The sequence below is a fragment of the Cupriavidus sp. 05T41 genome (assembly GCF_056396525.1).
Genome location: NZ_JBFTLQ010000058.1, coordinates 1 through 13,515 on the forward strand (window position 1 = coordinate 1; position 13,515 = coordinate 13,515).

The following is a 13,515-nucleotide window of genomic DNA, read 5'->3' on the forward strand; positions in this document are numbered from 1 at the left end:
ACGCCGGCATGCGCGCGCTGCTGGCCGACGGGCGCTACCCGGCCCGCAATATCGACCAGAACATGGCKGACCTGCGCGCCCAGGTGGCGGCCAATGCCAAGGGCGTGGAAGAGCTGCGCAAGATGGTGGCGCAGTTCGGCCTGCCGGTGGTGCGCGCCTATATGGGCCACGTGCAGGACAACGCCGAGGAAGCCGTGCGCCGCGTCATCACCGCGCTCAAGGACGGCAGCTACKACTACCCGCTMGACAACGGCGCGCGCATCCAGGTCAAGGTGACGGTGGACCAGGCCCGGCGCGAAGCCGTGGTGGACTTCACCGGCGCCTCGGCGCAACTGCCCAACAACTTCAACGCGCCGCGCGCGGTGTGCATGGCGGCAGTGCTCTACGTGTTCCGCACGCTGGTCGACGAGGACATCCCGCTCAACGCCGGCTGCCTCAAGCCGATMAAGGTCATCATCCCGGAKGGRTCKATGCTCAACCCGCGCTATCCGGCCTCGGTGGTCTCGGGCAATGTGGAGACCTCGTCCTGCATCACCAACGCCCTGTATGGCGCGCTGGGCGTGGTGGCGGCCAGCCAGGGCACCATGAACAACTTCACCTTCGGCAATGCGCGCTACCAGTACTACGAGACCATCTCGGGCGGCAGCGGGGCCGGCGACGGCTTCGACGGCTGCGACGTGGTGCAGACCAATATGACCAATTCGCGGCTGACCGACCCGGAAGTGCTGGAATGGCGCTTCCCGGTACGGCTGGAAAGCTACGAGATCCGCCCGGGCTCGGGCGGGGCGGGGCGCTGGCACGGTGGCAGCGGCGGCATCCGCCGGGTGCGCTTCCTGGAGCCCATGAYCGCGTCGATCCTCTCCAACAACCGCCTGCACGCGCCGTTCGGCATGGCCGGGGGCGCGCCCGGCGCCACCGGGCGCAACTACGTGGTGCGGCGCGACGGGCGGGAAGAGGCGCTCGGCCACGTCGGGCGCTGCGAGATGGAGGCGGGCGACCTGTTCGTGGTGGAAACGCCCGGGGGCGGGGGCTTCGGCGAGGCCTGAGCGTGCCGCGTTGCGGGCCGCCGAAGCGGCCCGCGCGTGGTGTCGCGGGCCGTGAGTGGTCCCGGCGCCGCTTCGCGCCCAGATCAACCGGGTAGCCGGGTAGCCGGGTAGCCGGGGCGTCGCCGGCTCTGCTGCAACGCGGGAAAGGTCCGCCGACAAGGTATAATGCCGGTTTCCCGCCAGCACGGCGCCCCAACCAGCGGCGCCGGCCGGTAGCAGCCCCTACCTCCTGCCCTCCCGACCGCTCAGACCATGGCGMATTTCTCGTGCTTCCCCGGCGCATTGGCCCTTTCTGCCTTCCGCCAGCAACGCCTGCTCACCGCCCTCAAGCAGATCGACGCCGACATCGAGTCGGTTCACGGCCAGTTCCTGCACTTCGTCGATTCCGATGTGCCGCTGTCGCAGGACGACAGTGCCCGCATCGGCGCGCTGCTGACCTACGGCGCGCCGTTCGAGCCACAGGCCGAAGGCGACCGCTTCGTGGTGATCCCGCGCTTCGGCACGATCTCGCCGTGGGCCAGCAAGGCGACCGATATCGCGCATAACTGCGGCTTCGCCAGCGTGCACCGCATCGAGCGCGGCATCGAGATCACCGTGATCTGCAAGAAGGGCCTGCTGCGCGGGCGCAAGACGCTGGACGCCGGCACGCGCGCCGCCGTGGCCGCCCATCTGTTCKACCGCATGACCGAGGCCGTGGTGGCCGCGCGCGAAGACGCGGCCGGCCTGTTCCAGGAACTGCCGGCCAAGCCGCTRCGCTTCATCGACATCTCGGGTGGCCGCGCCGCGCTGGCGCAGGCCAATACCGAGATGGGCCTGGCGCTGTCGGAAGACGAGATCGACTACCTGGTGGACGCCTACGCCCGGCTGGGCCGCAACCCGACCGACGTCGAGCTGATGATGTTCGCGCAGGCCAACAGCGAGCACTGCCGCCACAAGATCTTCAACGCCACCTGGACCATCGACGGCGTGCAGCAGGACAAGTCCCTGTTCGCCATGATCCGCAATACGCACCAGCTCAACCCGCAAGGGTCGATCGTGGCGTACTCCGACAATTCGGCGGTGATGGAAGGCGGCGTGGCGGAGCGCTGGTTCCCGCGCGGCAGCGAGCAGAAGTACGGCCGCCACGAGGCGCTCACGCACACGCTGATGAAGGTGGAGACCCACAACCACCCGACCGCCATCTCGCCGTTCCCCGGCGCCTCCACCGGTGCCGGCGGCGAGATCCGCGACGAGGGCGCCACGGGCCGTGGCGGCAAGCCCAAGGCTGGCCTGACCGGCTTCACGGTCTCCAACCTGATGCTGCCGGATGCCGTCGAAAGCTGGGAAAACGCGCGCGATGCCGCCCAGCCGGTGGCACACCGCAATCCCGACGACAAGCCCGCGGTCACCGGCAAGCCGGACCGCATCGCCTCGCCGCTGCAGATCATGACCGAAGGCCCGCTCGGCGGCGCCGCCTTCAACAACGAATTCGGCCGTGCCAACCTGGGTGGCTACTTCCGCGTCTACGAGCAGAACGTGGGCGGTACCGTGCGCGGCTATCACAAGCCGATCATGATCGCCGGCGGCATCGGCGCGATCGATGCCAGCCATACCCACAAGAACCCGCTGCCCGCCGGCACCCTGCTGATCCAGCTKKGCGGCCCGGGCATGCGCATCGGCATGGGCGGCAGCGCCGCCAGCTCGATGGCCACCGGCACCAACACCGCCGACCTGGACTTCGATTCGGTCCAGCGCGGCAACCCGGAAATGGAGCGGCGCGCGCAGGAAGTCATCAACGCCTGCTGGCAGCTCGGCGACGACAACCCCATCCTGTCGATCCACGACGTCGGCGCGGGCGGTATCTCCAATGCCTTCCCCGAACTGGTGGACGGCGCCKGCCGCGGCGCGCGCTTCGACCTGCGCCAGGTGCACCTGGAAGAGTCCGGCCTGAGCCCGGCCGAGATCTGGTGCAATGAATCGCAGGAGCGCTACGTGCTGGCCATCGCGCCGGATTCCTTCCCGCTGTTCCAGGCCATGTGCCAGCGCGAGCGCTCGCCGTTCGCGGTGGTCGGCGTGGCCACCGAAGAGAAACAGCTGCAGCTGGTGGACGCGCACGTCGACGCCTCGCTMAAGGAACACTACGCGGTCGACATGCCGATGGAAGTGCTGCTCGGCAAGCCGCCGCGCATGCACCGCGACGTCCGTCACGTGGAGCAGGCGCTGCCGCCGGTGGACGTGACCGGCATCGCGCTGGAGCAAGCCGTGCGCGACGTGCTGCGCCACCCCACCGTGGCCAGCAAGTCCTTCCTGATCTCCATCGGCGACCGCACCGTGGGCGGCATGAACGCGCGCGACCAGATGGTCGGTCCCTGGCAGGTGCCGGTGGCCGACGTGGCCGTGACCACGCTCGACTACAAGGGCCGCGCCGGCGAAGCCATGACCATGGGCGAGCGCACCCCGCTGGCCGTGATCAACGCCCCGGCCTCGGGCCGCATGGCCATCGGCGAGGCGCTGACCAACCTGGCCGCCGCGCCTGTCATGGACCTGGGCAAGGTCAAGCTGTCCGCCAACTGGATGGCCGCGTGCGGCGTGGACGGCGAGGACGCCAAGCTCTACGACACCGTGCACGCGGTGGGCATGGAACTGTGCCCGGCGCTCGGCATCAGCATCCCGGTGGGCAAGGATTCGCTGTCCATGCGCACCAAGTGGGAAGAGAACGGCATCGCCAGGGAAGTGGTGGCGCCGGTCTCGCTGATCATCTCGGCCTTCGCCGCGGTGGACGACACCGACCGCACCCTGACGCCGCAACTGCGCACCGATGCCGGCGACAGCGTGCTGATCGCCATCGACCTGGGCCGCGGCAAGAACCGCCTGGGCGGCAGCATCCTGGCGCAGGTCACGCAGCAGGTGGGCGACGCCGCGCCGGACGTGGACAGTGCCGAAGACCTGAAGAACTTCTTCAACGTCATCCAGCGCCTGAACCGCGAAGGCAGGCTGCTGGCCTACCATGACCGCTCCGACGGCGGCTTCCTGGCGGCGCTGGCGGAAATGGCCTTTGCCGGCCACTGCGGCCTGTCGCTCAACGTCGACATGCTGGCGCTGGACCCGCAGCAGGAGCAGGACTACGGCGACGCCAAGAACTGGGCCCAGCAGATCGGCKAGCGCCGCAACGACCAGACCCTGCGCGCGCTGTTCTCGGAAGAACTCGGCGCGGTGATCCAGGTGCGCCTGGAAGAGCGCGACGCCGTGTTCGGCGTGCTGCGCGAAGCCGGCCTGTCCGCCTGCAGCCACGTGGTGGGCAAGCCCAACACGACCGACCAGATCGAGATCTACCGCGACGCCAAGAAGGTGTTTGGCGCCGCCCGCGGCGAGCTGCAGCGCAACTGGAGCGAAGTCAGCTGGCGCATCGCGCGCCTGCGCGACAACCCCGCCTGCGCCGACAGCGAATACGACCGCCTGCTCGACGCCGCCGACCCCGGCATCTCGCCGGTGCTGACGTTCGACCCGGCCGAGGACATCGCCGCGCCGTTCGTGGCCACCGGCGCCCGTCCGCGTGTGGCCATCCTGCGCGAGCAGGGCGTCAACTCGCAGATCGAGATGGCCTACAGCATGGACCGCGCGGGCTTCGACGCGCACGACGTCCACATGAGCGACCTGATCGCCGGGCGCGCCAGCCTGGCCGATTTCAGCGGCTTCGTTGCCTGCGGCGGCTTCAGCTACGGCGACGTGCTGGGCGCCGGCGAAGGCTGGGCCAAGACCATCCTGTTCAACGCGCAGATGGCCGAGCAGTTCGCCGCCTTCTTCAACCGCCAGGACACCTTCGCGCTGGGCGTGTGCAATGGCTGCCAGATGMTGAGCAACCTCGCCCCGATCATCCCGGGCGCSRRYGCSTGGCCGAAGTTCACGCGCAACCAGTCSGARCAGTACGAAGCRCGCTTYGTSACCGTGSAGGTGCAGTCCTCGCCGTCGATCTTCTTCGCCGGCATGGAAGGCAGCCGCATCCCCATCGTGGTGGCGCATGGCGAGGGCTTTGCCGACTTCTCCCAGCAGGGCGACCAGAAGCAGGCCCAGGTGGCGCTGCGCTTCGTGGACAACCACGGCGCGCCCACCCAGACCTACCCGCTSAACCCGAACGGSTCGCCCGAMGGCATTACCTCGGTGACCACCGTGGACGGCCGCTTCACCGTGCTGATGCCGCACCCGGAACGCGTGTTCCGCACGGCCACGATGAGCTGGGCGCCGGATGCGTGGAAGCAGATCCCCGATGGCGGCAGCCCCTGGATGCGCATGTTCAGGAATGCCCGCAAGTGGGTGGGGTGATCCGCTCGCGCGTCGACGACATGCAAAACGGGCCCTTCGGGGCCCGTTTTTCATTCCCGGCGGCCAATCATCCGGCCAGCGTGCTCCACGCCTGGTAGACGTAGTAGAGCGGTCGTTGCGGATCGGAGCGTTGCGCCGCGTCGGGTGCGGCGCCGCGTAGCTGCATGGTGACCAGCACCATGCGCGCGGCCTTCACGGGGGAGTAGCGGTCGCGTAGCGGAAGCATGGGCAGCACGGCCCGCCACTCGGGCGGCAGGCCGTCGTGGCTGAAGGTGCCGAGCGCACAGTAGCCCCAACCTTCGGAAGTCATATGCCAGAGTTGCCGGGATGCGCTGCCTGATGCCATGGTCTCCCTCGTCTGTTGCGGGGCCCGCKGCGGGAGGTGATGTGCGGGTGTGAGCCATGCGCGGCCGTGCGCGCATCGAGCGGCGGCGGCCGGGCGGATGCTCTCGATCTTACGCACGAGTGACCGCGCTGGGAATCCTTGCTGGCCCCGGACGGCGTGTCTTTGGTGATAAATGTGTGCGTAGCGCCATATTTGGCGGCGGGCGCGTGGCTGTCTGGCGCGGGGAACCGCCTGTGCGTCACCTGCCGCTAGTCACTTTTTCAGGTCCGGGCCAGGTCCTGGGCCAGGCTCTCTCAGATCCCGCTGAACCAGTTGTAGCCCTGGTCTTCCCAGTAGCCGCCGGGATTCTCGTTGGTCACGAACAGCGCGGCGATATGCTTGGGGTTCTTGAAACCGAGCTTGGTCGGCACGCGCAGCTTGAGCGGATAGCCGTACCTGGCAGGCAACGGTTCGCTGCCGAAATCCAGCGCCAGCATGGTCTGCGGGTGCAGTGCGGTTTCCATGTCGAGGCTGGAGTAATAGCGGTCCGCGCACTTGAAGCCGACATAGCGCGCGGTGGTGTCCGCGCCGATACGCTGCAAGAAGGTCCGCAACGGCACGCCGCGCCATTCACCGACGGCGCTCCAGCCTTCGATGCAGATATGGCGGGTGATCTGGCCAGCCTGCGGCAGCGCGCGCAATTGCGCCAGGCTCCAGCTGCGCTTGTCGGCGACCAGGCCGGAGACTTCCAGCTGGTAGTCGTTGCCGTCTACCTCGGGTACGTCGAACTCCTGGTAGAAGGCGTTGAAGGGGAAGGGCTGCGTGATCTGGCTGCGCGCATAGGTGGGCGCCAGCCGGTCGCGGCTGAACAGCCAGGCCTGCACGCGGTCGTTCCAGCGCGACATGGACCATAGCACCTTGTCCACGGTGTCGCCGTCCTGCAGCGTGCAGCCGGCCAGCATGGATACGGCACCGAGCGAAAGCGATGAGCGCAGGAACATGCGCCGCTGCAGCCGCGGCTTGAAATCCGCCGCGCTGATGCGCTCCCGCGAGGGCGTGGCGATGGCGGCGCCTGCCGCGCGCGGTTCGCCTGCGGAGCGCGCGGTGGCGGGGATATCCTGGGTAACGGGACGCGCGATCCGCGTCTTTCCGGACGGCTCGCTCATGCTTCGGCTTCTCCATGATGACCGCGCCCCGCGCGGCCCGTGAACATCGGCAACAGGGTCGACGGTACCGCGATGACGAGCACCAGGTGCACCACGACAAAGGCGACGATCCCGGCCATGGCGCCGAAGTGCACATAGCGGGCCGTATCGAAGCCGCCGAACAGGTTCGCCAGCCAGTACAGCTGCACGGGCTTCCAGATCGCCAGGCCGGAGGCCACCACCAGCGCGCCGAGCAGGAGCACCGCCACGTACATCAGCCTTTGCACCGCGTTGTACACGCCGGGCCGGTGCGGCAGGCGCAGGCGCAGCGCAAGGCCCGCGTCGCGCAGCGCGGCGCGCGCGCTCAGGGGCAGGAAATGCCGGCGGAAGTGCCGCGTGGCGAAGCCATGGCCGAGGTAGAGCAGGGCATTGGCGCACAGCAGCCACATCGCGGCGAAATGCCAGGCGATGGAGCCGCCCAGCCACCCCCCCACCGTCGCCCACGCAGGAAAGCGGAAGGCGAACAAGGGCGACGCGTTGTAGATGGCCCAGCCGCTCATMACCATGCACGTCATGGCGAAGGCGTTGATCCAGTGCGCGGCGCGCACGGCCAGCGGGTGGACGATGGCACGCCGCGCGGCGCGGGCGGGGGTTGGCTTGTGCATGGCCGGTGACCTTACATCGGCGGCACGACGCCGTTCTTGCCGGCCGAGATGAAGCGCGCGGTCAGCGCGCCGTCCGGTGCCTTGGCGGCGAACAGCACGACATGCGTGCCCGGCACCAGCAGCGAGCGGTCGCCGGGTTCGAGATTGACGATAGGCACGTCGACCGGGATCACGATGCGCTTTTCGCCTTCGGGATACTTCACGGTAATGGTGCGGCCGTTGCTGACCACCACGCTGCCGACCGTGCCGTTGGTCATGCTGCTGTTCTTGCCCAGGTCCCATGCGCGATGGCCTTCGCCGCTGCCGCGCATGCTGGGCGGGAACACGTGTACTTCGAGCGCTTTGAGCGAACCGTCGGCCTGTGGCACCGCGGCCGAGCCGATATAGCTGCCGGCCTTGATCTCGTCGATCTTGGCGAGGGTCACGCCGCGCACCGCGGTGTCCTTGCCCAGGCCGATGTCGAGCTCCTGGCCCGAGCGGGTGCGCACCTTCAGCGTGTCGCCGGCAAAGGCCGTCACGGTGCCGCGCACGCCGGTKGGCGCGCTGGCCGGGGCGGCGGCCGGGGCCGCTTGGGCCAGCGCCGCGGKGGCGCCTGCAATCGCGGCGCCGGCCAGCATGGCGGCGGCCAGTACGGTACGCGTCAACTTGCTCGAAACGATCTTCATTCTGGCACTCCGTGCAGTGAAAGGTGCGGGCCAGATTAGGGCTCGAAAGCGGTCGTCCGAGTGACCGTTTGATGACAAAAATGTCATCAGCGGCGGGCTCGCGGTGGCTAGAATGGCAGCACACCAGCCGAACCGATTTGCGCATCATGAGCATCCTCGTCATCGAAGACGATCCCAAGACCGGCGACTACCTCAGGAAAGGGCTGCGCGAAAGTGGCTATGCCGTGGACCTCGCGCGCACTGGCACCGACGGGCTGCACATGGCGCTGGAGCACGCCTACGACCTGATCGTGCTCGACGTGATGCTGCCCGGCATCGATGGCTGGGAGATCATGCGCACCTTGCGCGCGCGGCGCGACCTGCCGGTGATCTTTCTGACCKCGCGCGATCATGTCAATKACCGCATCCACGGCCTCGAGCTCGKCGCGGACGACTATCTCGTCAAGCCGTTTTCGTTCATCGAGCTGGTGCTGCGCATCCGCACGCTGCTTCGGCGCGGCGTGGTGCGCGAAGCCGAGCTGTTCGAGTTCGCCGACCTCAAGCTCGATGTCATGCGCCGCAAGGTCACCCGCCAGGGCGTCGAGATCGCGCTGACCAACAAGGAGTTCCTGCTGCTGCACCTGCTGGTCAAGCGCCAGGGCGAGGCGCTGTCGCGCACGCTGATCGCCTCGGAAGTCTGGGACATGAACTTCGACAGCGACACCAACGTCGTCGATGTGGCGATCAAGCGGCTGCGCGCCAAGGTGGACCAGCCCTTCGAGAAGAAGCTGATCCATACCGTGCGCAGCATCGGCTACACCTTCGGCGACAGCGCATGAACGCCCGGCCCAGGCGGGCGCCGTCGCTCACGGCGCGCACCACGCTGTCGTTCGCGCTGATCGCCTGCGTAGTGATCGGCGCGCTGGGCGCCTATTTCTACCAGTCCGTCAAGACCTCGATGGAAGCGCGCGCCGATCTCCAGCTGATCGGGCGTGTCACGCATTTCCGCCGGCTGGCCAGCAACGTCTATACGGTCTCGGAACTCAAGGACCGTCCGCTGCTGTTCGAGACCATGCTCGGCGCCGAGCGCGACGTGCTGATCTTCCGCAAGCCGGGCGAGCCGCCGTTCATCCACGTCAACCCGGATGGGCTCGAAGTGCCGGCGGAACTGGGCCCGCTGATGCCGGGCGACGGCGTCGGCCTCACGCCGGACAGCATCCTGCGCACGCGGCTGGCCAACGGCGTGCCGATCCACTGGGCGGCGGCGCGCGCGCGTTMGAACGAAGACGGCAGCGTGGTCGAGGTGATCGCCGCGCATCCGCTGGGCAATGAAGTGCAGATGCTCGCCGCCTACCGCGACCGCGTGCTGCTGGGCACGCTGGTGGGCATGCTGGCGGCCACGGCGCTGGCCGTCGTTGCCATCCGGCGCGGGCTGCGGCCGGTGGGCAGCATTGCCGCGCGGGCCGCCGAGATCGGCCCMGCCAGCTTCACCGTTCGTCTCGACGAGCACGGCGCGCCGGCGGAACTGCACGGCCTGGTGCGGGCATTCAACGCGATGCTGGACCGGCTGGGTGAAGGCTACGAACGCCTCTCCCAGTTTTCCGCCGACCTCGCGCACGAGATCCGCACGCCGGTGGGCGCGCTGATCGGGCAGACGCAGGTCACGCTGAGCAAGGCGCGCCGGCCCGAGGAATACCAGGAACTGCTCGAATCCAACCTGGAAGAACTGAGCCGCCTCGGCAATATCGCCGAGAACATCCTGTTCCTCGCGCAGGCGGACCACGCGCGCCTGACCATCGAGCATGCAGCAGTGCCGCTGCAGGCCGAACTCAACAAGATCGCGGAGTACTTCGAAGGCCCGGCCGACGAAAAAGGCATGCGCTTCGAGATCGCGGCGGAGGGCACGCTCTGGGCCAATCCGCTGCTGTGCCGCCGGGCCATCAACAACCTGGTGGTCAACGCCGTGCGGTACGGCACCCCGGGCACCGTCATCCGTCTGAGCGGCGTGCACCAGGCCGGTGGCACCGTCGTTGCCGTGGAGAACCAGGGCGACGACATTCCGCAAGAGCAGTTGCACCGCCTGTTCGACCGCTTCTACCGCGGCGACGTGGCACGCAGCCAGGTGGCCGAATCCAACGGACTCGGACTCGCCATCGTCAAGGCCATCATGACCCTCCACGGCGGCCAGGCCGAAGCGACTTGTCCCGCGCCGGGACGCCTGCGCTTTGCGCTGCATTTCCCGCCCGCTTCGCCCACCGCATAGGCGCTTTCCGCGTTCCCGCGGGCCAGCCGGGCCCTGCGCGCATCTCGCGTTCCTTTCCCGCACCGGTMGTTCGCCAGTCCGCTGCMGACCGGCCMGGGGCGGCCTTGATACGTCCTGAGACGTCCTGATGCGTCCCTGATGCGTMCCTGATGCGTCCTCCCGCGCGCCCCTGACGCATTCCCTGCCGCGCCATCGCCGGGCCGCCACCAGCTCTCGCGCGATCCTGCCTATCAGACCATGCCGTATGGTCTGCGGGAAACTTGCCATATCTCGTTCGGACGTTTCCGCCCCTCAGACGGCCTCCGCGCTTGTACCATTTCTTCGGTCGCCATCGCGTGATTGCCGTGGCGAATTTCCGGAAGATCGCGGTGACGAAGCCGGGCGCCTCTTGCGCCRGGCTGAAGCAACGTTTCGTCTTAGCTACTGAAGTCCRCCGGGCGTCCGGCAGCTTGCCGCGCGCCGCAGGCATTTCCCGACGCACCGTCCCCCTGCGCCGAAGGCTAGCGCGCTCCCGCGGCATTCTTCCGGGAAACCTTCCTGGCCGCCATTCGGTCCGGGGTCATTCTTGAGTCGGCATGCCTTCAATTCGTCTTCGTTCCCGGTTTTCCGTCGCCATCTCGGTATGGCACGCGCTGTTCCTGCGCGAGGCCAATGCGCGCCTGGCCACCGGCCGMGCCGCATGGCTGTGGCTGCTGCTCGAGCCCGTCATCCATATCGGCTTCCTGATGCTGCTGTTCGGCGTGGTGCGTCACGTGCTGATTCCGGGTATCGCGGCCAGCCTGTTCATCATGATCGGCATCCTGGGGTTCTTCCTCGTGCGCAACGTGGCCAGTCGGGGCGCCGAGGCCGTCAAGGCCAATGCCGCGTTGTTCGCGTATCGGCAGGTAAGGCCGGTCGATACGGTGCTGGTGCGTACCGCGCTCGAAGGCCTGCTCTACGGACTGGTGTTCGCCGTGCTGCTGGCGGCGTGCAGCCTGGCCGGGGTGGACGCGCTGCCGCGCGATCCGYTGCAAGTGCTGCTGGCCGCCGCGCTGCTGTGGCTGCTGGGCGCCGGGCTGGCATTGAGCCTGTCGGTGCTCGGCACGCTGGTGCCGGAGTTCGGCCGCATCGTCGGCCTGTTCTTCGCGCCGCTGTATTTCGTTTCGGCGGTGATGTACCCGGTCGCCAGCGTGCCGCGTCCGGTGCGCGACTGGCTGTTGCTGAACCCCATCCTGCACGGGCTCGAAGCCATGCGCGGCGGCTTTTTCTCGGCTTATCGGGGGCAGGACTTCGCCAGCCTGTCCTATCTCGCGGCCTGGTCCCTGTGCTCKGTCCTGTGTGGGCTTGCGTTGCAGCGCCGCTTCGCAGCGCGGCTGGTGGCGCAATGATCAGGATATCCGGCTTGCACAAGCGCTATCGCGGCGCGGCGGCGGACGCCTGGGTMCTGCACGATGTATCGCTGGAAATTGCCAGGTCCAGCCGCGTCGCGCTGATCGGCAGGAATGGCGCGGGCAAGTCCACGCTGCTGCGCCTGATCGGCGGGACCGACACGCCCAGCCGCGGCGAGATCGACCGGCGCTGCCGGGTGTCGTGGTCGCTCGGGCTTTCCGGTGGCTTCCAGGGATCGCTGAGCGGGCGGCAGAACGCCAAGTTCGTCTGMCGCATCCATGGCGGGCGGGCAGGCCTGGCAGACAAGCTTGCCTTCGTGCGGGACTTTGCCGAGCTGGGCGCGGCATTCGATGCGCCGGTCAAGACCTACTCCTCGGGAATGCGTTCGCGGCTGGCTTTCGCGCTGTCGATCGCGTTCGAGTTCGACGTGTACCTGGTGGACGAGCTGACCGCGGTCGGCGACGCCGCTTTCAACGCCAAGTCCCGCAAGGCCTTCGAAGCGCTCGCGGGCCGCGCGGGCCTGGTGATGGTGTCGCACAGCGAATCGACCTTGCGCGGCTTTTGCGACTCMGCGATCTGGCTGCACGAGGGCCAGGCCTACCGCTTCGACAGCGTGGACGAAGCCATGCGGGCATACAAGAAGAGCATGACAAGGTGAACAAGCTGTTGAGGGAAATCAGGCAGTGCGGCTGGCCGTGGCGCATCGCCATCGCCGCATCCATCCTGGCGATCGTCTACTGGGGCGTGGTTGCCGCCGACCGCTATGTGTCCGAAGCCAAGGTGGTGGTCGAGCGCAGCGATGCGGTAGGCGCCACCACGACCGACTTCTATGCTTCGCTGCTGGGCGCCAATGCGCCGCCGCGCGATCTGCTGCTGCTGCGCGAGTACCTGCTGTCCGTCGACATGCTGAACAAGCTCGATGCGACGCTCGCGCTCAAGGGCCACTACAGCGATCCGCGCCGCGACGCGCTGTCTCGCCTGTGGCCGGCGGATGCGTCGCTCGAACGCTTCCACGATTACTACCTCGGCCGGGTGAGCGTCKAGTATGACGACTACTCGCGCACCCTGGTCGTGCGCGCGCAGGCCTTCACGCCGGCGATGGCGCAGGCAGTGACGCGTGCGCTGGTAGAGGAGGGCGAACGCTTTATCAACGACCTCACGCATCGTGTGGCAGAGGAACAGGTCGTCTATATCGAGCGGCAGGCGCGCACGCAGGGCGAGCGCATGAAGGCCGACCGCCAGGCCCTGCTGGCGTACCAGAACGCCAACGGCATTGTCTCCCCGCGCGGCGACGTGSAGAGCCTGTCCGGCGTGGTGGCGGYCGCGGAGTCCGAGTTGGCGGACCTGCGCGTCAAGCGCGCCGCGCTCAAGGATGTCTATACCCCGCAGTCGCCGGCCATCCAGCAGCTCGACGCGCAGATCGTCGCCGTGCAGGCCCAGATCGGTGCCCAGCGCGCGCGCATGACCTCGTCGAGCGGCAAGGCGCTCAACCGGGTAGCGGAGCAGCAGGAACGCCTGCAGGCGGCGGCCGGGTTCAGCGAGGACCTCTACAAGACCGCGCTGAGCGTGCTGGAGAAAGCGCGCATGGAATCCACGCGCAAGCTCAAGAACGTGGCGGTGGTGCAAAACCCCACCCTGCCCGAATACCCGTTGCAGCCGCGCCGCCTCTACAACATCGTCGTGTTCGTGCTGGGCGCCCTGATGCTGGCCGGCGTGCTCCAGTTGCTCGGCGCCATCATTCGCGATCACCGGGACTAGCC

At 68.1% G+C, this 13,515-nt stretch carries 11 protein-coding genes; 7 read left to right on the forward strand and 4 right to left on the reverse strand.

Annotation, left to right across the window (positions count from 1 at the left end; genetic code table 11):
• Both AC1DKV_RS27915 and purL read left to right on the forward strand, forming a co-directional pair.
• The coding region (locus AC1DKV_RS27915) for a hydantoinase B/oxoprolinase family protein (protein ID WP_477138435.1) at window positions 1-1,046 on the forward strand (1,046 nt) is incomplete at its 5' end.
• A gap of 252 nt (window positions 1,047-1,298) precedes the next feature.
• Window positions 1,299-5,345, forward strand: coding sequence for a phosphoribosylformylglycinamidine synthase (gene purL / locus AC1DKV_RS27920; RefSeq protein ID WP_477138436.1), 4,047 nt, complete (start codon window positions 1,299-1,301; stop codon window positions 5,343-5,345).
• Window positions 5,346-5,412: 67 nt separating this feature from the next.
• Here purL and AC1DKV_RS27925 read toward each other — a convergent pair whose 3' ends face one another.
• The 4 genes from AC1DKV_RS27925 to AC1DKV_RS27940 all read right to left on the reverse strand — a co-directional run bounded on the left by AC1DKV_RS27925 (window position 5,413) and on the right by AC1DKV_RS27940 (window position 8,145).
• A complete protein-coding gene (locus AC1DKV_RS27925; protein WP_441615789.1) occupies window positions 5,413-5,655 on the reverse strand; it encodes a hypothetical protein in 243 nt (80 codons plus the stop codon).
• 329 nt (window positions 5,656-5,984) lie between these two features.
• A complete protein-coding gene (locus AC1DKV_RS27930) occupies window positions 5,985-6,836 on the reverse strand; it encodes a molybdopterin-dependent oxidoreductase (RefSeq protein WP_441615788.1) in 852 nt (283 codons plus the stop codon).
• Window positions 6,833-7,480 (reverse strand): cytochrome b/b6 domain-containing protein, encoded by a 648-nt coding sequence (locus AC1DKV_RS27935; protein ID WP_441615786.1) that lies wholly within the window; start codon window positions 7,478-7,480, stop codon window positions 6,833-6,835. The genes AC1DKV_RS27930 and AC1DKV_RS27935 overlap by 4 nt, the downstream gene beginning before the upstream one ends.
• Before the next feature lie 11 nt (window positions 7,481-7,491).
• On the reverse strand, window positions 7,492-8,145 hold the full coding sequence (locus AC1DKV_RS27940) for a hypothetical protein (RefSeq protein ID WP_477138437.1): 654 nt from the start codon (window positions 8,143-8,145) through the stop codon (window positions 7,492-7,494).
• Window positions 8,146-8,291: 146 nt separating this feature from the next.
• Here AC1DKV_RS27940 and AC1DKV_RS27945 point away from each other — a divergent pair, with 146 nt between their 5' ends.
• From AC1DKV_RS27945 to AC1DKV_RS27965, 5 genes are all read left to right on the forward strand, one after another.
• Window positions 8,292-8,963: a heavy metal response regulator transcription factor gene (locus AC1DKV_RS27945; RefSeq protein WP_477138438.1), complete on the forward strand. Its 672-nt coding sequence runs from the start codon at window positions 8,292-8,294 to the stop codon at window positions 8,961-8,963.
• Window positions 8,960-10,387, forward strand: coding sequence for a heavy metal sensor histidine kinase (locus AC1DKV_RS27950; RefSeq protein WP_477138439.1), 1,428 nt, complete (start codon window positions 8,960-8,962; stop codon window positions 10,385-10,387). Before AC1DKV_RS27945 ends, AC1DKV_RS27950 begins: the two co-directional genes overlap by 4 nt.
• A 575-nt stretch (window positions 10,388-10,962) precedes the next feature.
• A complete protein-coding gene (locus AC1DKV_RS27955) occupies window positions 10,963-11,754 on the forward strand; it encodes an ABC transporter permease (RefSeq protein WP_441615778.1) in 792 nt (263 codons plus the stop codon).
• Window positions 11,751-12,413: an ABC transporter ATP-binding protein gene (locus AC1DKV_RS27960; protein ID WP_477138440.1), complete on the forward strand. Its 663-nt coding sequence runs from the start codon at window positions 11,751-11,753 to the stop codon at window positions 12,411-12,413. The genes AC1DKV_RS27955 and AC1DKV_RS27960 overlap by 4 nt, the downstream gene beginning before the upstream one ends.
• Window positions 12,410-13,513, forward strand: coding sequence for a KpsE/RkpR family capsule polysaccharide export protein (locus AC1DKV_RS27965; protein ID WP_477138441.1), 1,104 nt, complete (start codon window positions 12,410-12,412; stop codon window positions 13,511-13,513). Before AC1DKV_RS27960 ends, AC1DKV_RS27965 begins: the two co-directional genes overlap by 4 nt.
• Window positions 13,514-13,515: the final 2 nt, after the last annotated feature.

Coding starts and splice junctions, on each gene's coding strand:
- AC1DKV_RS27930 (WP_441615788.1), bottom strand. CDS start 6,836: ATGAGCGAGCCGTCCGGAAAGACGCGGATCGCGCGTCCCGTTACCCAG.
- AC1DKV_RS27925 (WP_441615789.1), bottom strand. CDS start 5,655: ATGACTTCCGAAGGTTGGGGCTACTGTGCGCTCGGCACCTTCAGCCAC.